Source organism: Pseudoalteromonas pernae, from assembly GCF_039831865.1.
Taxonomy (GTDB): domain Bacteria; phylum Pseudomonadota; class Gammaproteobacteria; order Enterobacterales; family Alteromonadaceae; genus Pseudoalteromonas; species Pseudoalteromonas pernae.
The window spans coordinates 378,213-397,080 of sequence record NZ_JBDODM010000004.1 but is presented as its reverse complement, the minus strand read 5'-3'; the positions used below and the strand labels follow the sequence as shown (position 1 = coordinate 397,080).

Annotated in this window: 20 protein-coding genes; 7 read left to right on the top strand and 13 right to left on the bottom strand. The window is 46.3% G+C overall.

Annotated features, from left to right (window positions below):
- Nucleotides 1–143 precede the first annotated feature (143 nt).
- Nucleotides 144–395 carry a YfhL family 4Fe-4S dicluster ferredoxin gene (locus V1358_RS12100; RefSeq protein ID WP_347391592.1) on the top strand — a complete coding sequence of 84 codons (252 nt, stop codon included), beginning with the start codon at nucleotides 144–146 and terminating at the stop codon, nucleotides 393–395.
- Between the two features lie 22 nt (nucleotides 396–417).
- On the opposite strand, the gene V1358_RS12095 is transcribed toward V1358_RS12100, so the two are convergent.
- From V1358_RS12095 to trmJ, 11 genes are all read right to left on the bottom strand, one after another.
- The gene (locus V1358_RS12095) at nucleotides 418–654 is read right to left on the bottom strand and encodes a hypothetical protein (RefSeq protein ID WP_347393690.1); all 237 of its coding nucleotides are present in this window, start codon (nucleotides 652–654) and stop codon (nucleotides 418–420) included.
- A gap of 222 nt (nucleotides 655–876) precedes the next feature.
- Nucleotides 877–1,950, bottom strand: a complete 1,074-nt coding sequence (locus V1358_RS12090; protein ID WP_347393689.1) for a phosphotransferase enzyme family protein — start codon at nucleotides 1,948–1,950, stop codon at nucleotides 877–879.
- A 4-nt stretch (nucleotides 1,951–1,954) separates the two neighbouring features.
- Nucleotides 1,955–2,857, bottom strand: coding sequence for an NTP transferase domain-containing protein (locus V1358_RS12085; protein ID WP_347391595.1), 903 nt, complete (start codon nucleotides 2,855–2,857; stop codon nucleotides 1,955–1,957).
- Between the two features lie 156 nt (nucleotides 2,858–3,013).
- Nucleotides 3,014–3,352 carry an ISC system 2Fe-2S type ferredoxin gene (gene fdx, locus V1358_RS12080; protein ID WP_347391596.1) on the bottom strand — a complete coding sequence of 113 codons (339 nt, stop codon included), beginning with the start codon at nucleotides 3,350–3,352 and terminating at the stop codon, nucleotides 3,014–3,016.
- A gap of 3 nt (nucleotides 3,353–3,355) precedes the next feature.
- The gene (gene hscA, locus V1358_RS12075; protein ID WP_347393688.1) at nucleotides 3,356–5,218 is read right to left on the bottom strand and encodes a Fe-S protein assembly chaperone HscA; all 1,863 of its coding nucleotides are present in this window, start codon (nucleotides 5,216–5,218) and stop codon (nucleotides 3,356–3,358) included.
- 32 nt (nucleotides 5,219–5,250) lie between these two features.
- On the bottom strand, nucleotides 5,251–5,778 hold the full coding sequence (gene hscB, locus V1358_RS12070) for a co-chaperone HscB (RefSeq protein WP_347391598.1): 528 nt from the start codon (nucleotides 5,776–5,778) through the stop codon (nucleotides 5,251–5,253).
- Nucleotides 5,779–5,869: 91 nt separating this feature from the next.
- A complete protein-coding gene (iscA, locus tag V1358_RS12065) occupies nucleotides 5,870–6,193 on the bottom strand; it encodes an iron-sulfur cluster assembly protein IscA (RefSeq protein ID WP_347391599.1) in 324 nt (107 codons plus the stop codon).
- Nucleotides 6,194–6,205: 12 nt separating this feature from the next.
- Nucleotides 6,206–6,589 (bottom strand): Fe-S cluster assembly scaffold IscU, encoded by a 384-nt coding sequence (gene iscU / locus V1358_RS12060; protein ID WP_347391600.1) that lies wholly within the window; start codon nucleotides 6,587–6,589, stop codon nucleotides 6,206–6,208.
- Nucleotides 6,590–6,623: 34 nt separating this feature from the next.
- Complete coding sequence (locus V1358_RS12055) at nucleotides 6,624–7,841, bottom strand: IscS subfamily cysteine desulfurase (protein WP_347391601.1); 1,218 nt, start codon at nucleotides 7,839–7,841, stop codon at nucleotides 6,624–6,626.
- Nucleotides 7,842–7,875: 34 nt separating this feature from the next.
- Nucleotides 7,876–8,367 (bottom strand): Fe-S cluster assembly transcriptional regulator IscR, encoded by a 492-nt coding sequence (gene iscR, locus V1358_RS12050; protein WP_347391602.1) that lies wholly within the window; start codon nucleotides 8,365–8,367, stop codon nucleotides 7,876–7,878.
- A gap of 164 nt (nucleotides 8,368–8,531) precedes the next feature.
- Nucleotides 8,532–9,263, bottom strand: a complete 732-nt coding sequence (gene trmJ / locus V1358_RS12045) for a tRNA (cytosine(32)/uridine(32)-2'-O)-methyltransferase TrmJ (RefSeq protein ID WP_347391603.1) — start codon at nucleotides 9,261–9,263, stop codon at nucleotides 8,532–8,534.
- A gap of 257 nt (nucleotides 9,264–9,520) precedes the next feature.
- Here trmJ and suhB point away from each other — a divergent pair, with 257 nt between their 5' ends.
- The gene (gene suhB, locus V1358_RS12040) at nucleotides 9,521–10,324 is read left to right on the top strand and encodes an inositol-1-monophosphatase (protein ID WP_347391604.1); all 804 of its coding nucleotides are present in this window, start codon (nucleotides 9,521–9,523) and stop codon (nucleotides 10,322–10,324) included.
- An 81-nt stretch (nucleotides 10,325–10,405) separates the two neighbouring features.
- Here the strand turns inward: suhB and V1358_RS12035 are convergent, their stop codons facing one another.
- Together V1358_RS12035 and V1358_RS12030 are read right to left on the bottom strand one after the other, a co-directional pair.
- On the bottom strand, nucleotides 10,406–12,502 hold the full coding sequence (locus V1358_RS12035) for a TonB-dependent receptor (protein ID WP_347393687.1): 2,097 nt from the start codon (nucleotides 12,500–12,502) through the stop codon (nucleotides 10,406–10,408).
- An 86-nt stretch (nucleotides 12,503–12,588) separates the two neighbouring features.
- Nucleotides 12,589–13,260, bottom strand: coding sequence for a tRNA-uridine aminocarboxypropyltransferase (locus V1358_RS12030; RefSeq protein ID WP_347393686.1), 672 nt, complete (start codon nucleotides 13,258–13,260; stop codon nucleotides 12,589–12,591).
- A gap of 68 nt (nucleotides 13,261–13,328) precedes the next feature.
- Here V1358_RS12030 and V1358_RS12025 point away from each other — a divergent pair, with 68 nt between their 5' ends.
- From V1358_RS12025 to V1358_RS12005, 5 genes are all read left to right on the top strand, one after another.
- Nucleotides 13,329–13,874 carry a GNAT family N-acetyltransferase gene (locus V1358_RS12025; RefSeq protein WP_347391607.1) on the top strand — a complete coding sequence of 182 codons (546 nt, stop codon included), beginning with the start codon at nucleotides 13,329–13,331 and terminating at the stop codon, nucleotides 13,872–13,874.
- A 119-nt stretch (nucleotides 13,875–13,993) separates the two neighbouring features.
- Nucleotides 13,994–15,298: a hypothetical protein gene (locus V1358_RS12020; protein WP_347393685.1), complete on the top strand. Its 1,305-nt coding sequence runs from the start codon at nucleotides 13,994–13,996 to the stop codon at nucleotides 15,296–15,298.
- Entirely contained in the window at nucleotides 15,291–15,791 is a 501-nt protein-coding gene (locus V1358_RS12015; RefSeq protein ID WP_347391609.1) for a hypothetical protein, read from the top strand. Before V1358_RS12020 ends, V1358_RS12015 begins: the two co-directional genes overlap by 8 nt.
- Nucleotides 15,788–17,788 (top strand): GMC family oxidoreductase, encoded by a 2,001-nt coding sequence (locus V1358_RS12010; protein WP_347391610.1) that lies wholly within the window; start codon nucleotides 15,788–15,790, stop codon nucleotides 17,786–17,788. The genes V1358_RS12015 and V1358_RS12010 overlap by 4 nt, the downstream gene beginning before the upstream one ends.
- Nucleotides 17,788–18,738, top strand: coding sequence for a DUF2608 domain-containing protein (locus V1358_RS12005; RefSeq protein WP_347393684.1), 951 nt, complete (start codon nucleotides 17,788–17,790; stop codon nucleotides 18,736–18,738). The genes V1358_RS12010 and V1358_RS12005 overlap by 1 nt, the downstream gene beginning before the upstream one ends.
- Nucleotides 18,739–18,868: the final 130 nt, after the last annotated feature.

The following is an 18,868-nucleotide window of genomic DNA, read 5'->3' as shown; positions in this document are numbered from 1 at the left end:
GCTATTGAGCATCTATTAAGCATTGCGATCACTACCTTTTCTCCAATAAATGCTCCACCCTAAAAGGAAATCATGTAAAATTAACCCTGCTTTTTAGCGGGTTATTTCGCTGTAATATTTACTTACTGATTTGCTTAGAGAAAATGGCTTTATTAATCAACGACAAATGCATCAACTGTGATATGTGTGAGCCTGAGTGCCCTAATGGCGCGATTTACATGGGTGAAGAGATTTATCAGATTGAGCCATCAAAATGCACCGAATGTGTGGGTCATTATGATAATCCGACCTGTGTCAGTGTGTGCCCTATCGACTGTATTAAGCCCGATCCAGAGCATAAAGAAAGCTTAGCTGAGCTCGCTGATAAATACGTGTCTCTCACACAATCGAGCTAACTCAGCTAAATAGCATCGCATATTACTTCGCTTTTTTAGTTGCTTGTTCAGGCACTGGCTTTGGCTGAGCCTTACTGTCTAAGACCCAATTCATCGCTGTCTCTTTTAGCGACTTTTTCTGTGATTCCACCAATTGCACCAACGCTTCTTGCGCAGCTTGTTTTACCGCGCCTTCAATTTCCTGAGTTAACGTTGCCGCTTGGCTCGCGGTGCTCATCATTAGTACGCCTGCAAATAAAGTGATGTAACGTGTTTTCATGTCTATATCCTTGATAATAAGTAAGTGTATTGAAACTACGTTATGTTTATATCAAGCTACGTGCCAAAAATTTAAATACAATAAAAACAATGATTTATATTGTTTTTAATTTTTCAGTGGGGTTTAAACCTGTCCGAGTTCGGACACTAAAGTGTCCATGGCCGGACAGGTTTTAGTAAAGAAGGATATAAAAAAGCCCAACAGAGTAATTGGGCTAAGCGGTTATGCGTTGCAAATAAGTGCCTTAAGTGAGTCTTGCTGTGCCACAACACTGCGATACAGGGCAAACTGATTTTTTGCTCTATCAAGATTATGACGAGGATGTTTAATCCCAAAGTAATTATCACCATCGAGATAATCAGTTAAGAAACGCACACCAATCATAAATGGCATCACTTGAGCGCCAAGCCAAAAGCTCGCCTTTTCTTGTGCGGTAATGTGCTCTTTTAGTGGCTCAATGTAACCTTCAACCAGTGCAGCGAAGATATCTTCACGCACTACAACTTTATCTAGGTTGGTACTGTCTTCAGCCTCTGGAGAACAAAAGGTGCGTACCATGTCGCCAAAATCAAAAAGCCACAACCCTGGCATGCAGGTGTCCAGATCAATCACGGCTTTGGCACTATTATCGCGGGTGCTAAAAAGCATGTTATTGATTTTGGTGTCGTTATGACATGGGCGCAAAGGGATAGAACCCTCCAATAGGGCCAACTCTTCGACTAAGTGCATTTGCTGACGGCAAAATGCCAGCTGCTCTTGCACTTCACTCACACGGCCAACCTTGTCTTCAGCCACGGCTTGCTCGAGCATATCCATGCGCATGGCTAAGTTATGAAAGTTCTTAATCACGGGGTACAGAGAATCTGCATCAAAGTCTTGCAGTGCGGCTGCGAACTGACCAAACGCACTGGCCGCTGTTTTCGCTTGCTCAGCACTTTGCACTACCTCTTCACTACGACTTTCACCGATGAATACAAGCGCCCGCCACGTATCACCATTAATATCCACACTGTATGTGTTATCTACACTGGGAATATGCTCAATGATTTCTAAGGCATAGTCACCGCTATTGCGCTTGTCTTTGAGGTGCTGCTCAATTTTACGCGCATTGGCCACTAGCTTGTCTGGCTCAGGAAACACTTGTGTGTTTAGCTTTTGCACCACAACGGCACCTTTGCTGTGTTTAAGCAACAAGGTGGTGTTGATGTGGCCATTACCAATAGGTTTGACGCTAACGCTGTGTGGCTCAAAGCCGTAATCTTGCGCTATAGCCTGCGCATAACTTTCTGTATTCATGTATTTATTCTTCGATGACGTGCTGTACGTCGGTCAGTCCCTTAAGTGCGGAAATCTTTTGAGCCAACACGGGAAGTTCATCTTTATAGGTCATACCCAGCCAAGGTTGCTGTGCAGGGTAAACGTCAACAGCGATACCCAGTGTATCGATACTGTATTGAATTTGATCAGGAAGATAATACTCCTTTTTGACACCGTTGTCATGAATTGACAAAAACTGGTAGAAATTTTGTTCCAATATAGTAAACAAACGTAAATCAATTCCCCAAAACGTCATAGACGCAAGGGCATGCTCATCTAATTCAACACGAGTTTGCTGTGCATTTGTTCCGACAAGAGTATTGCCTTCAAATTGTATATCGAGAATTTCGTCTACTCTAAGAAGTTGCTTCGCGTGGTTAAGAGCGCAAATCCCCCGATTTACACCTCCTTGTTCTGACAAGGTATTTAGCAATGGATATGCGACACAGCCCCAGTTTTCACTGCGACGAAAATGTTCAGTGATTTGTTGAAATGCAATGTCACCGTAATAGTCATCAGCTGTGATCACAATGGCTTTGTCACGTATCACAGATTTTGCGCACAATAGCGCGTGCCCTGTGCCCCAAGGCTTTGAGCGCTGCTGTGCCAAAGCAGCAAACTCGCTGGGCACATCGCTAATACGCTGCTCAACCAAGTCGACATCAAGGTCTGCGGGTAAATTTGGTAAGATTTGCTGCTCTATCGCATCACGCACCATGGCGTTAATAATAATAATAAGATGGCGCACGCCAGCATCGTATGCATCAGCGATACTTAATTCCATGATGGTGCTGTCAATACCCGGTAAACGGGCAATTTGTTTAGCTCCCCCAAAGCGTGAACCTAGGCCCCCTGCCAATATCACTAAGCTAATTTGCGGCTCCATAGCCCTCTTCCATTGTACAAAAACAGCAAGTTTACCTAGCCTCAGACTAATGTCCACTGACGAAAGAAGATATAGCACTTTGGCATGCATGAACTCATCAGACAATAAAAAAACCGCGGCTACTAGGCCGCGGTTTTCAGTGATTATGCGAAGTGCTTAGTGCTCTTCGTTAACGATATTTAGGTTGTATTTAGGGATTTCCACAACCAAATCTTCGTCAGCAATTTTTGCTTGGCAACCGAGGCGCGATTCAGCTTCAAGGCCCCACGCTTTATCAAGCATGTCATCTTCAAGTTCATCACTCTCCTCTAGAGAGTCAAAACCTTCACGAACAACGATGTGGCATGTTGTGCAGGCACATGATTTCTCACATGCATGAGGAATACTGATGCCATTTTTCAACGCTACATCAAGCACGGTCTCGCCAGACTTCGCTTCAATCGCAGCGCCTTCTGGACATAATTCTTCATGGGGTAAAAAGATGATTTGTGGCATTACTTAAACCTCATCAACAGACTGGCCTGTTAAGACCTTTTTAATAGATGCATCCATACGGCGTGCTGCGAAATCGCTACTTGCCGCATCCACTTTTTCAATTGCGTTCTTAATCTCTTGCGGCTCACTTGTTGTTTTGCTGATTTGTTTCAGCTCTGCCATAGCCTCACGCAAGGTAGTGAGCTCCTGCTCATCGAGTAAATCGCTGTCAGTCGCCAATGACGCTTCAAGCGCTTCATTTACTCGCAGCGCTTCAACTTGCTGCTCTTTGAGCATACGCGCTTGCATGTCTTCTTTAGCGTTCGACATTGACGCTCTGAGCATATCGGCAACTTGGTCATCAGACAAACCAAATGAAGGCTTCACTTGAATTTCGGCTTGCACACCTGTGGACTTCTCCATCGCCGTAACACTCAGTAAACCATCGGCATCGACATTAAAAGTAACGCGAATATGAGCAGCGCCCGCCGCCATTGGAGGGATACCTTTGAGGCTAAATTTAGCCAATGAGCGACAATCATCCACTAGCTCTCGTTCACCTTGAAGTACGTGTAACGACATGGCCGTTTGCCCGTCTTTAAAAGTAGTGAACTCTTGCGCTCGCGCGACAGGAATTGTGGTGTTACGCGGAATGATTTTCTCAACCAACCCACCCATGGTTTCTAAACCAAGAGACAAAGGCAACACGTCGAGTAGGAGCATGTCAGATTCTGGTTTATTGCCCACCAGAATATCCGCTTGAATTGCAGCACCGATGGCAACAACACGATCCGGGTCGATGCTTGTTAATGGTTCTTTTGCAAAGAACTCACCCACTTGCTCACGTACTATTGGCATGCGAGTAGAACCACCGACCATCACCACTTGTAGCACTTCTTCTGTGCTGATGCCCGCATCTTTAATAGCACGACGACAACTGCGCAGAGTTTTCTTAACTAGCGGTGCCGCCAATTGATCGAACAACTCTCGGGTGACTTCAACCATGTGTGATTGACCGTCAAATTCCAAACCCACATTGACTTTAGCATAGCTACTCAATGCTTCTTTACAGGCTCTGGCTTTGTTAATGAACAAACGCAAAGTATTGGCTGATAGAGCTTGCACTGCGGTTTGCTGTTTAAAGTACTCAACTAATAATGCGTCAAAATCATCACCGCCGAGCGCTGAGTCACCGCCTGTTGAAAGCACTTCGAACACGCCTTTATTCAAACGCAATATGGAGATATCGAAGGTACCGCCACCTAAATCGTAAACGGCAATCACGCCTTCTTGACCTGAATCCAGACCGTAAGCCACCGCTGCGGCTGTCGGCTCGTTCAATAAGCGTAATACTTTAATACCCGCAAGCTGCGCGGCATCTTTAGTGCTGTGGCGCTGGGCATCATCAAAGTACGCAGGCACTGTGATAACCGCACCCGTGATGTCGTCACCACCGAAACTTTGCTCTGCACGTTCGCGCAAGGCTTTAAGGATATCGCTTGATGCTTGTACTGGACTAATATCACCTTGACGAGTGCGAACACGCAAGCTGCCGTCAGTATCGGTGAAATCGTAAGGTAACTGGCCGTAGCTTGCTTCAATTTCAGCTTGCGTTTTGCCTAGAAAACGCTTCACAGAAACCAAGGTATTGTGCGGATCTTCAGCTGCTTTTGCCGCTGCCTCTTGACCTACCACATGCCCTTCTTCGAGGTAGCGTACGACCGATGGCAGCATGGCGTTGCCAAGCTCATCAGTTAGGGTGCGTGCTTCACCGCTTTGTACGGTTGCAACCAGAGAGTTAGTGGTACCTAAGTCGATACCCACTGCGAGTTTGTGTTCATGAGGTGCCGTGCTTTGCCCCGGCTCAGCGATTTGCAGTAATGCCATGTGTGTTATGAAACCTTTATGCTCAATGCTGTTCAGTCATCAAATAATTCGTCTTCAACGCGCTCTAGCTCATCTTTTAATTTATAGACAAACTTGAGTTTGCGCACGTGATCCGCTGCCTTTTGCCAATCATTTTCGTCGTTACTAGCTAACAAAGTACGTAGCTGGTCACTGTATTCGCTGTTTAATTCTTTAATATGCTGCTCGAGGTTGGCGATAGCGGCGTCAGGATCACTGCTGGATTTGATATCTTCAAGCTCCTCACGCAGCTCCATTTGCTGCATTAAGAACATAGGATCTTGCAATGTTTGTTGCTCACCACGAATTTCCACGCCCAACTCTGCGAGCATATACTCCGCGCGTTTTACGGGGTGCTTCAAAGTTTGTAATGCGTCGTTTATCTCAGCTGTTTTTTGCACTGCCAGCAGCTTGTCTCGCTCACTGCCGCCGCTGTGGCGATCAGGGTGTGCTGCACGTTGCAGTTCAAGATAATGGGCACTGACTTTTTGTAGGTCGATGTCATAATCCACAGGGATTGAGAACAATTCAAAATAACGCATAGAAAACCTTTATAACGAAAAGCCCTACCTAGGTAGGGCTTAAGCAAATACGAAACCTAATTTAGCGCAAGGCTCGCTCGATAAGTGCTTGTTAAACAGTAAAACTCTCGCCGCAACCACACTCGCCGCTTTGGTTCGGGTTGTTAAATTTAAACCCTTCGTTGAGGCCTTCTTTAGTGAAGTCCAGCTCAGTGCCGTCAATGTACACTAAGCTTTTTGCATCAACGATAACCTTTACACCCTTGTGCTCGAAGGTTTCATCACCTTCGCTAAGCTCATCAACAAACTCAAGGACGTAGGCAAGTCCAGAACAGCCAGTGGTTTTAATACCCACACGTAAACCCAACCCTTTACCGCGGTTGTCTAAAAACGCTTTTACGCGCTCTGCTGCTGCATCTGTTAATGTGATTGCCATACTACTACTGCCTTATTTTGCGTGTTTGCTCTTGTAATCTTTGATCGCTGCTTGAATCGCATCTTCTGCTAGGATTGAACAGTGAATTTTCACTGGCGGTAATTCTAGCTCTGCGCTGATATCAGTGTTTTTGATAGTCGCAGCTTCATCCAATGTCTTACCCTTCACCCACTCAGTTACAAGTGATGAAGAAGCAATCGCGCTACCACAACCATAAGTTTTGAACTTCGCATCTTCGATTACGCCGTCTTCAGAAACCTTGATCTGTAGTTTCATTACGTCACCACACGCTGGTGCACCCACCATACCTGTCGCTACGCTCGGATCATTCTTGTCTAAAGAACCAACGTTACGTGGGTTCTCTACGTGATCAATTACTTTATCGCTGTATGCCATAACCTTTACCTCGCTACCTTGTTACTACCAAGGCTTAATGATGTGCCCACTCAACCGACTCTAAATCGATGCCTTCTTGATGCATCTCCCAAAGAGGAGACATTTCACGTAGTCGGCCAATTGAGTCTTTAATTAGTTTGACGGTGTAGTCGATTTCTTCTTCCGTTGTGAAGCGACCGATGCTGAAACGAATTGAGCTATGTGCTAGCTCATCGTTGCGGCCCAGTGCACGCAGAACGTATGAAGGCTCAAGGCTTGCTGATGTACATGCCGAACCAGAAGAAACTGCGATGTCTTTCACCGCCATTAACAACGACTCACCTTCCACAAAGTTGAAGCTGATGTTGACGATGCCAGGCACTGAATGCTCAGGAGCACCGTTAAAATACACTTCGTCCATGTCCTTCATGATGCCGTTGATTAGACGCTCACGAAGCGCACTGATGTGTGCGTGATCTTTATCGAAATCTTGTTTAGCAACACGAAATGCTGCGCCCATGCCAACGATTTGGTGCGTCGCTAATGTACCAGAACGCATACCACGTTCGTGACCACCACCGTGCATTTGCGCCTCTAGACGAGCACGTGGCTTACGACGTACGTAAAGCGCACCGATACCTTTAGGGCCATATACTTTGTGACCAGAGAACGACATGAAATCAACTTTCAACTCTTGTAAGTCGATTTTTACTTTACCTGCGCTTTGCGCCGCATCTACGTGGAACATGATTTTGCGCTCGCGACACATTTCACCAATCGTCGCGATGTCTTGGATCACACCAAGCTCGTTGTTTACGTGCATTACGCTTACCAGCACAGTGTCATCGCGCATTGCTGCTTCAAGCTTTTTCAGATCAAGTAGGCCGTTTTCTTCAACGTCCATATAAGTTACTTCAAAACCTTGGCGCTCAAGTTCACGACAGGTGTCGATAACCGCTTTATGCTCAGTACGCACAGTAATAACGTGCTGACCTTTCTTCTTGTAGAAGTTTGCCGCACCTTTAATTGCAAGGTTGTTAGATTCTGTTGCGCCCGAAGTAAATACGATTTCACGTGGGTCAGCATTGATCAAGTCAGCGATATCGTGACGCGCTTGGTCAATCGACTCCTCGGCTTGCCAACCGAAACGGTGTGAACGTGATGCTGGGTTACCAAAGTTGCCATCCATTGTCAGGCACTGCATCATTTCTTCGGCAACACGCGGATCCACTGGTGTTGTTGCTGCATAATCTAAATAAATTGGTAACTTCATTACTCTCTCCGCTTCACGGCAACATCGACGTTGCTTACAATTGACAGCTAACTTCTATGTTTTCTAACTGGCTCAGGGCATCACTTAGGCTTTTATCTTGGCGTATTGCCACTTCTTTAATGTCGGATTTATTAACCAACTCAGCTAAGGTGATACCGTGTAAAAATTCTTCGATTCGTTGGCTTAACTCAGACCACAATGTGTGTGTTAAACAACGCATGCCACTTTGACATCCGCCGTTGGCACCATGACATCGCGTCGCATCAACCGACTCGTTCACAGCACTTATTACATCACCAACTGAAATGTCACTGGCTTGTTTTCCAAGCAGATATCCGCCACCAGGACCACGTACGGAGGTCACCAGACCTTGCTTACGTAGGCGTGCGAATAACTGTTCTAAATAAGACAACGAGATTTCTTGCCGTTCTGAAATATCGGCAAGGGGAACGGGCCCAACATCTGTGTGTAGAGCAACATCGAGCATCGCGGTTACCGCGTATCTGCCTTTAGATGTTAACTTCATAGCGCCCCCATTCTCATCAAGAGTGTGAATTTTAATTACCTGAGTATTAGAGTCAAGTATTTACTCGAAGTACTTGAGTAAAATACTCAGGTATTAGTTGCTATTGTAATTACCTGACTAATTTAGTCAAGTATTATCACTATTCACATAGGTGATGAAACGGGCTATTTGTCTGCTTTTGTGTGCTTATCCACCGAGGTCAGCATACCGCGCAAAATATTTAACTCTTGCTGCTCAGGACGAGCACGATTAAACAAGCGTTTAAGCTTTGTCATAACTTGCCCTGGATGCTGTTTGAGAATGAAGCCAGTGTCACCAAAGGTTTTCTCAAGATGCTCATAGAAACGTTGCATTTGCTCATTGGTGGGGTATTCAGCTTCATCGATTTCAGGTGCTTGTTCTTGACGATCAAGGAACTGCATGCGCGTTTCATAGCACAGAGTTTGGACCGCCATTGCCAGGTTCAATGAGCTGTATTCAGGGTTTGCAGGAATACACACATGGTAGTTACACAGTTGCAGTTCTTCGTTAGTGAGACCACTGTTCTCACGGCCAAAGACAAGCGCCACTGGACCTTGTTGTGATTCGGTCACGAGTTTGTCGCCACACCCTCGAGGGTCAACCATCGGCCAACTCAGGGTGCGTGAACGCGCACTCGTACCTATGGCTAGACTACAACCTTCTAGGGCTTGTTCTAGTGTCGAGACAATCGTTGCCTTACCGAGAATATCGGTTGCACCGGCAGCCAATGCACTTGCATGACTGTCAATTTCACAGGCTGGGTCTACCAAATAAAGGTTACTAAACCCCATTGTTTTCATAGCTCTAGCAGCAGAACCGATATTTCCTGAATGGGAAGTGTTCACCAGAACGATGCGAATGTTCTCTAACGCCATAGAAAGTGTTTACTCTATCAATAATCAAATTGGCGGATATTTTAGCACAAGCATTGCAGCGGTGGTGATCTTTGTCGTACACGCTTTGTTCACCAAAGGTCAGCGCCACAGTGAAATATCTTCATATAAAATCAGTGAGTAACAAAGGTGTACAAAAAAACACCGATTATTTTTTCGAACTTTATTTACTTTGTCGATAAAACCTTTAGAATACGCCCGCTCTGAATATTGTTCTTTTACAACCCAAAGGTAATGCTATGCATCCAATGTTAAACATTGCGATTCGCGCTGCGCGAAACGCAGGTAAGGTGATTTTGCGCGCCTGTGAAGATTTATCAAAAGTTGAAGCCACTCAAAAAGGCACCAACGACTTTGTTACTAGCGTCGACAAAGAGGCGGAAGCCGTTATTCGCGAGACCATCTTAAAAGCGTATCCAAACCACAGTATTGTGGGTGAAGAACTTGGTCAACATGAAGGTTCAGATGCAGATTACCTATGGGTTGTCGATCCGCTTGATGGCACAACCAACTTCATTCAAGACATTCCTCATTTCGCTGTTTCTATTGCTTTAAAAGTAAAGGGCCGCATCGAACAAGCTGTTGTTTATGACCCGATCCGTGGTGAACTATTCACTGCAAGCCGTGGTCAAGGCGCACAGCTAAACAGCAAACGTATCCGTGTTAGCAATGCAAAAGATTTGTCTGGCACTGTGATTGCAACGGGCTTCCCGTTCAAACAAAAGCACCACATGGATGCATACCTAGACGCATTTAAAGCGCTATTCGTACACACTTCTGATATTCGTCGTGCGGGCTCTGCTGCGCTGGATATGGCGTACGTTGCTGCGGGTCGTGTTGACGGCTTTTTCGAAATTGGCTTGAAGCCATGGGATACAGCTGCTGGCCAACTACTTGTTAAAGAAGCAGGCGGTTTGGTGATGGACTTTGCCGGTGGTGCAAACTTTGAGAAAAGTGGCAACATCGTGTGTGGTTCACCAAAACTAGCACAAGCACTTGTAAAAGAAATTCGTCCGGTACTGACTGAGTCATTGTTGAAATAATCACTGAGTCATCGGCAATAAAAAACGCGAGCCTTCTATATGAAGTAACTCGCGTTTTTTTATGTCTATTTAGCGCTAGGCTTAGAGCTCATAGCTAAAGCTGACACCCGCAACACGCGGCTCACCATATTGCACATAAGTTTGTGTTGCGTATTCATTCACTGGGTTATTGCCGAACTCGAAACCACGATTGTAGGTGTCTTCATCCAGAGCATTACGTACCCAGAAGTTCAAACCCCAGTAGTCTGCTTGATAGGCGATGCTTGCATTGAGCAAGTTCGCACTCGGCGCTTGGGAGTTATGGCTATCTGAGAAATAGTACTCATCCTTGCCTTCCATACCCACATTAACAGCCAAGGCATCAGTGATATTGAAACGGGCGTTCACAGCGTATTGATAATTTGGCGCTTGAGCTTGTTCACGGCCACTTTGGTCAATACCATCGGCGGTGAAAAAGCCATCAATTTCACTTTCTAGCAAACCAAGGCTGCCACTGAGGGTTAAACGTGGAGACAACGCGTATTCACCTTCAATTTCTAAACCGTAGTTTTCACCACTACTGCCGTTATCGAAGTAACCTGCAAACTGTTGCCCTTCAGTTTTCCACGCTTTCAATTGAATGTTGTCGCGATACATATAGAAGGCAGTAATGCGCAGATTCAAACGTTGATCAGCCGATTTACCTTTCACACCAAATTCGGCATTCCATAGATATTCAGGATCAAACGTACGATGGTTTAAGAAGAACTCTGCATCTTGGCTCAGCCCTTCATCATTCGCTTTGGCAATGGCTTCAGCATTGATGCCACCGGCTTTATAACCACGACTAACGCTAGTGTAAATCATGGTGCGAGGTACCACTTGGTACTCAAGCGCAACTTTACCACCGACCATAGTGTCTTCTACAGACTCATTAACGCCATAAATGTCGCTGTAGTCACCTTCATTACGCTCCACGCGTAAGCCCGTTACCAAACGTGTTTTATCACTAATGTGTGTTTCAATCTGCCCGTATAAAGCCAGGTTTTCACTTTCGTAGTTGGATTTAAAATCACCGTCATTCCACGTGTATTGACGCAGTAAATCAACGTCACGAGACTGATAATACAAACCCGTTACCCAGTTGCCACCTTTACTATCAAAGCGCAACTCTGCCGTGTTGTCTTGTCTGTCACGCTGATAACTATCCGTTGAGCTATAACCCCAAGGGTGCAGACCCGCTTTACACAATGCTGGCTGGTCTGGGTCGTTACATACCCAGTCTTCGTCGTAGCTGTACAGTAAATCTGCATCTAATGTGGACAGGTTTAGCTCAACGTCCGCAAAATCAAATCCAGTGAAGATATTGCTCAGGCTAAAGGCATTACTCTCTTGCTCATCTTTACCTGGCTGATCGGCGACACTGGTGCGGCTATTATCTAATGTGAAGGCATCATAACCATTGTCGATATCCATGAAATGAGCCACGAACTCAGTACGCCAATGCTCGGTTAACTGAGAGTGTAATTTAATACGTGCTACTTGCTCATCGATACCTTGGGTATCATCACGCCCAAGGTAGGCGTTTTTCATATAACCGTCTGATTTGTTTTGATAGAAGCTGGCGCGAACACTGCTTTTTTCGCCAAAACCAGTGGCAGCAGCAACACCTGCATCCCATGAGTTGTACGTGCCCATGCCCAACTTCACTTTGAGGCTTGGTTCAAGCGTTGGGTCAGCACTTTCCATGTGGATCATACCTGCTAGAGCATCGGCACCGAAGCGTGTGCCCTGCGGTCCACGATAGATTTCCACTTGGTCAACGTCGAACAACATAGCCGCGCCACCAAGACCTGAATAATTAATGCCATCAATGATCATGCCCACAGATGGATTAATTGGGTCAACAAATTGCGAACGCAGGCCAATACCACGCACTTGCACGAATCGGCCACGTGAGGCACCGGCGGTAAAGTTAACATTGGCAGCTTGGTTTAATAGTTCATCCAGATACTTGGCATCACGAGACGCGATTTCGGTATCAGAAAAAAGGCTAGCACTAGCGCTAAGCTCTTGAATAGATTCGCTTTTAAAATCACCTGTCACAATGATACGTTCAATATCGCTATCATCTGCGAAGGCGCTAAAACTCAGGCTTTGGGCAACAGCCGTTGCCAATAAACATAAACGTGCATTCATGCTGGGGGTGGTGTCCCTACTGGATTTAATTAGGACACTGAGTCTAGCAAAATCAAGTCACTAAATGAACAACTGCAGGCAAAGTGTTACGCATCCAGCTTAGAGCGTTTTCCTTTAAGGTATGCGCCTCGAAACGCAATAAAGTGTTCTTCCAGTTTGAGAGCAGCTTGATGTTCGCCCGCCAGAGCCAGCACCATAATGGCGACTTCAGCCGTACCCAGTTGATGAGCGTGTGGCGCAACGCGTAAACGGTAGTCTGATAAACGCTCAGGAGCGATTGATAACACAGGTAAACCATCAAGATAAGGCGATTTACGGATCATTTTTTTGGCTTCTCGCCACGTGCCATCTAAAAAGATAAACAAGGGCTTCTTGCCATCATGGCGCTCAACGCTCGTACACACTCGCAGAGGCTCAATTCCCTCGCTTGGGAAGACCACGAAAGGTTGATAATCTGGATTGGCAATCAGAGCTAATAATGCCTCGTCTGGATCTGTTCTATCCCAGCGAAAGGCATAGTTATCCGGCACAATATCGGCAATAAGGCGACCTGTATTGGAGGGCTTAAAACTTTCGTTGTGATACATCAGCATGCACACCGCCGATTCACATTGCGCCTGCTCCACACCATCACAGATGCACAAAGATTCAGCTAACAAACAGCTCTCGCAACGACTGAGTTTACTACCCCGCGCCTTATATTCACGCTTTGCCATTGCTATTTGTTGGGCCCGCAGTTTTAATACTGAATTCGTCACTCGCCTATTTCTCTGGTGTTGCACTTTGATAGGGGCGCGTATTGTAGAGCAAATAAGGAGCAAATCATATGATAACCATTACAGACAGTGACCGCTTAACCTATCGCCTGATGACCCTTGAAGACGGCGATTTATTTTACGAGCTAGATCAAGACCCCGCCGTGATGAAACACATCAATGGCGGTAAGGCTAGCACCCGAGAAGATATAGAGACTATCGCTTTACCGCGTCTTGCCAAATACCTTAACCCTGAAAAAGGCTGGGGCCTGTGGCAAGTAAACGAAAAGTCGACACAGCAGTTTCTTGGCTGGATTTTGGTTCGACCTTATCAGTTTTTCTCAGAGCAGCCACATTGGCACAACTTAGAGCTCGGCTGGCGCTTTAAACAAATTACTTGGGGCAAAGGATATGCAACAGAAGCAGCGCAACACATTCTAAACGCTCTCACAGAACAATCCGATGCCACCCATTTTTGCGCTATCGCTGAAGAGGCGAACCTTGGCTCGATAGCAGTAATGAAAAAGCTCGGCATGGAGTATGTACGAAGTTATACCCATCACGATCCTATGGGTGATTGGGAAGTCGTTTACTATGAAAAAAATGCTGCCCTTTGAGCATCTTATAAAATGTAATCTGATGTAATGTTCCTTTTTGGTTTCCTTGGACTACACTGTTAAAAGTTTGTAAATAAATTGTTTTACAAAAATTAACAATATAGTTTCAAGGAGCCCCTATGAAACGTTCCATTCTCAGTGCCGCCATCGTGTGCGCCTGTGCAGCAGCGGCATACTTAACTAATGCCAAGCAACCTCAAGTCGGCACTACCAGTTCGCTGAGTCCTATTCTTCCAGTAAATATCAACCCAGATGGAGGCTCTTTAGACGCGCTACAACATGCGTTCGATGTTTTCTCGTGGCAATCCTTTATTGCGTTAAATTGGCCAGCAACCGCAGATGGGCAAGCCGATTCCTCCAAAGTGATTGGCCAATCAGGCGATATGGTGGTGTGGCAACATTATAAAGAAAGTCGCGACATCTTCTTACCTCAAGGAAAAACGCCGCCTGCTTGGGGGGAGCATAATCCACCACCTAACGAATGCAATGCACCGAGTAATGCAATATTACTGTCTCAAGTAGGCAAAACCCCAAACGTACTAGATGAAAGCGGCGAGCCTTTCCAAACTGGGCCACTGATTGACCAAAACGGCATGTATACCCGCTTCGAGATACTCACCAACGAAGTGATGTTTAATTACATCGTTAATAACGCTTTGTATAACCAAGAAGGTCAAAGTAAATTTGCCAAAGAGGCTGACTTCCCACAAACAGCCACTGGCAAAGATGGCGCCATCATGATCAAAGCCGCATGGAAAATCATCGGCGCAGGCGATGAGGCTAGCACCTTTTACACCACTAAAGCGTATGTGTATGACAACCCACATGAGAATGCAGGAGTCAAAGCTCATTGTTCAGAACAAGTTGTGGGCTTAGTTGGTTTCCATATCGGCACAAAGATGGAAGATACACCACAGTGGGTATGGTCTACATTTGAACACATAGACAATGTACCGACTCAAGGCCAAACTGCGGATAAATCTCGCTACAACTATTACAAAGCCAATTGCGATGACTGCACCGCAGTGAATACACCACCGCCACGCCCTTGGAACCCGAGTAATAAAAATACGCCCCCCTCACAAATTGAGCGCGTTATAGCTATTGATGAAGCAACCACAGCCCTCAATGCAAAATACCATGCCATGCTACAACAAGCGCAAAGTGATTCGGTGTGGGTTAATTATGAGCTCGTCAGCACCCAATGGCCGACTGACGCAAACAGCACGACCGATCCCACAGGCGCACCCGCCCCTAAGTTCCTCGCTAACACCACGTTGGAAACATACATTCAGGGCAAGGTTAAACAAACATCCTCTAGCTGCATCAATTGCCACAACAATGCCACCATGACCAATGGCAAGCCCTCTGACTTCACCTATTTATTACAGCGAGCCCAAGCAAAAGGAGGCAACAATGAGTGATATTACTAACTTTGTCGAACTCAGCGCACTGCTCACTGGTTTTAATAAGAGCATCATTGCCCCCTCACTGGATGTTGACGACATGAAAACCGTGTATCTACAGGTGTGGCAAGAAAAAATCGACGCTCATCAGGCGGGGCTTACTAACGATATTCTCAGTGCCTATGAAGTACTCAGCAGCCAGGGGAAAACGCCAACACAAATTGGGGAGTATTTACTTGATGATGCACGTGGGTCTGATTTTATATTTGCCTGTCGGGCGCTTATCTATCTTTGGTATATGGGTGCATGGCCGACGGTAGCAGCGGACAACAGCCGCACTGATTTTGATCTTGTGTCAGCGACCTCTTATAGCAAAGCACTCGTTTGGCAAGTGATGCAAGCACACCCTATGGGAGATTCAGACCTGCGCTATGGCTATTGGGCACAAGCCCCGGCGCCACTGAGTGACTACACAGGAAATACCGATGATGATGAGGGAGCACAATCATGAGTAACACAGATTATGACGTGGTAATTGTTGGCGCAGGTATTGGTGGCGGCATTGTCGCCTATGAATTGGGTAAAGCAGGTAAAAAAGTACTGATCCTAGAAGGAGGTCCTGCTATACCCGCTGATCGCTCCAAGTACATGGACACCTTCTACAGAGCCGCAGCAAAAACACCCGAAAGCCCTTATCCGCCAGCCACTCAAGCAGCGGTGCCTAGCAGCGCTGATAACCCACTGGGGTTGCCAGATCCAGCAAAAGAAAACACGCCTCGTTACACTGTGTTGCAAGTGGGTTCGTGGCGCAAACCGACGCAGTGTTATTTCGATTATCCAGACCAGGACCCAGGTGTCACAGGTACGAGCCTCAATGCCAAATTTGCCTTCGCTAGTTCATATGAGCGTATCGGCGGTGGTACCACATGGCATTGGCTAGGCACTTGCTTGCGTTTATTCCCTCAAGACTTCGCTTTGCACACTCTATATAAACAGGGCGTTGATTGGCCCGGGGGAGAACAGTTTTATCAAGACCTTGTGCCTTTTTATGAAAAGGCCGTCAATGAAATCAACGTCGCTGGTGACAAAGTACAAATTGACAAACTGTACAGCCAATTTAATGTCGACCCTACGGGTCAGTATGGCGCGAACTACGACTACCCGATGCCGGGGATCACCCCTGCGATGCAAGATATGGCCTATCAGAATGCTGTTACCGGCTGGAGTTACGAAGGTAATCCTGTGTACGTAACACCCACCCCACAGGGACGCAACTCTCGCCCCGGCGAGCGTCGTCAATGCGCGGGCAACACCAACTGTATTCCGATTTGTCCCATTCAAGCTAAATATGATGCCACGGTGACACTGGCCAGAGCACAACAAACGGGCAATGTAGATATCTGGTATCAACATGTAGCGTGTAATATTCAACTCGACCCCAATACCCATCAAGTCAGTGCAATTGATTATCTGAGTTACACCGCAGCAAACGGCATTGCTACCGGCCAAGGCTCAATCACCGCGAAGCAATTCCTACTTGCAGCCCACGCAATAGAAACCCCTAAACTCTTGCTCATGTCGAACAAAAATCCTGGATTTGAATCCGGTGTGGCAAACAGCAGTGACCAAGTCGGCCGCAACCTGATGGACCACATAATGTATCTTGGCTGGGGATTAGCAAAAGAGCCCGTTTACCCCTACCGCGGCCCTCTCTCAACGGGTGGTGTCGAGTCTTTACGTGATGGTGAGTTTCGTCATCAACGTTCCGCTTACCGCATTGAAATAGGTAATGAAGGATGGCAATGGGCCGCAAATGATCCGGGCACTACCCTCGCCGATTTTGTGTTTGGACAAAATAATTCGCAACTTAATGGTGATTCAGTAAACGAGCAGGGTCAGCCATTGCGCTTTAATACCAAACTGCCTGCGAACGCCAAATTATTTGGCAAACAACTGGTGCAAACCCTTAATCAGGTATACACCCGCCAACTACGCTTGGGGTATTTAATTGAGCAGCTTCCGGATCCTGATAACCGCGTTGAGTTATCGGATACCCTCAAAGATAACCTTGGTTTGCCGCGCCCTAAAGTGACCTATCGATTAGCCTCGAATTATGAGCGTGAAGCTTTTGTATCGGCAAAGAAAATTACCACTGAAATTTTTAATAAGATGGGCGCTACCGAATACACCCAAGATCCTGGGGAGCCTGATCTCAGCAATACCCCAGATGCGACATCGAATAACTTTCAATATCGAGATACTACTGGCACCTTACACAACTTTAAGTTTTATGGTGCTGGGCATATTGTTGGTACCTACCGGATGGGTTCAGACCCCAAAACATCGGTGCTAAATCATCGCCAACAATCATGGGATCACAGCAATTTGTATATGGTTGGCAGCGGTGTATTTCCAACGATAGGCACTGGAAACCCAACACTCACCATTGCTGCTTTAGCATTTCAAGCTGCCAGCTACATGCTCGAAGATGCAAAAGGAGCATGCTAGTGATTAAAGGAGCGCGATTCATACTCGCTTGCTTTTTGGGGTGCGCCACTTTTGGCGCACACGCAAGCAACACTAAGCCACTGCAAGCGACTGATTCATTTAAAAGCCTCAGTGAGCAGGTCCTTGCATGGGGGAAGCCGACCAATACTCTGGTAGTGATGGACAATGACGACACCCTTACCATGATCGCCTGTCCCAACGCTAAGGACCCAAATAACTGCCAGTATTTAGGTGGCGCAGCCTGGTATTCATGGCAAAGTGATTTAATCAAAGTCGATGACCCTATGCGCATCGCCAATAACAGTGCTGATTTAATTGAAGCGTCCGACTTGCTCTTTGCACTCAACACTATGGTGTACACCAAAGACGATGTCCCTACGGTGCTTAAGTCGCTGGCTGAGATGGGGGTTCATCTTATGGTGGAAACGGCGCGCGGTAATCAAACTATTTCCGCAACAGAAGACCAATTTACTGAATTACACGTTGCTTCTGCATCCAACTTACTTTCTCATATTGATAAATATGCCCCTAAATTTGCAGGTTTAAGCAGTTTGGCCAGTCCTTACAGGTCGTGTGATTCAGGTTCTACGCGCAGTATTTCCTACCGCGCAGGTGTCATGTATCTCGCAGGTCAGGATAAAGGCAAAAATCTTGTGTGTTTTTTACAGCAATACAACCAAGGTAAAGCCGCCGATCAGCTCTTAAGCCACGTGGTGTTTATTGACGACACGTTAGAGAATGTCCAAAGTGTACATGAAGCCTTTGCATCACAAGATGAGTACACTCTAGCTGCTTATCACTACACTGCTTTGGCAGCGCACAAAAAAGCACTTACGCACGGTGACATGGCCTCTCGCTATCAAGCAAAAGCGACCGAGCGTTGGTGCAATATCATATCTGGTATGACGACAAACTTTTTATTGCCGAGTTACTCACATCCCTGTTCATAAAAATTAATTTGTAACTTTTTATGCCCAAATGAGATGCATCAAGTAATGCATCTCTTTCTTTTCGCTGTGCTTTGTCTGTTTCTCAACTGCTACCCCTTCCCCTTTGCGCCTCGCCTTTGTAATAGCCTGT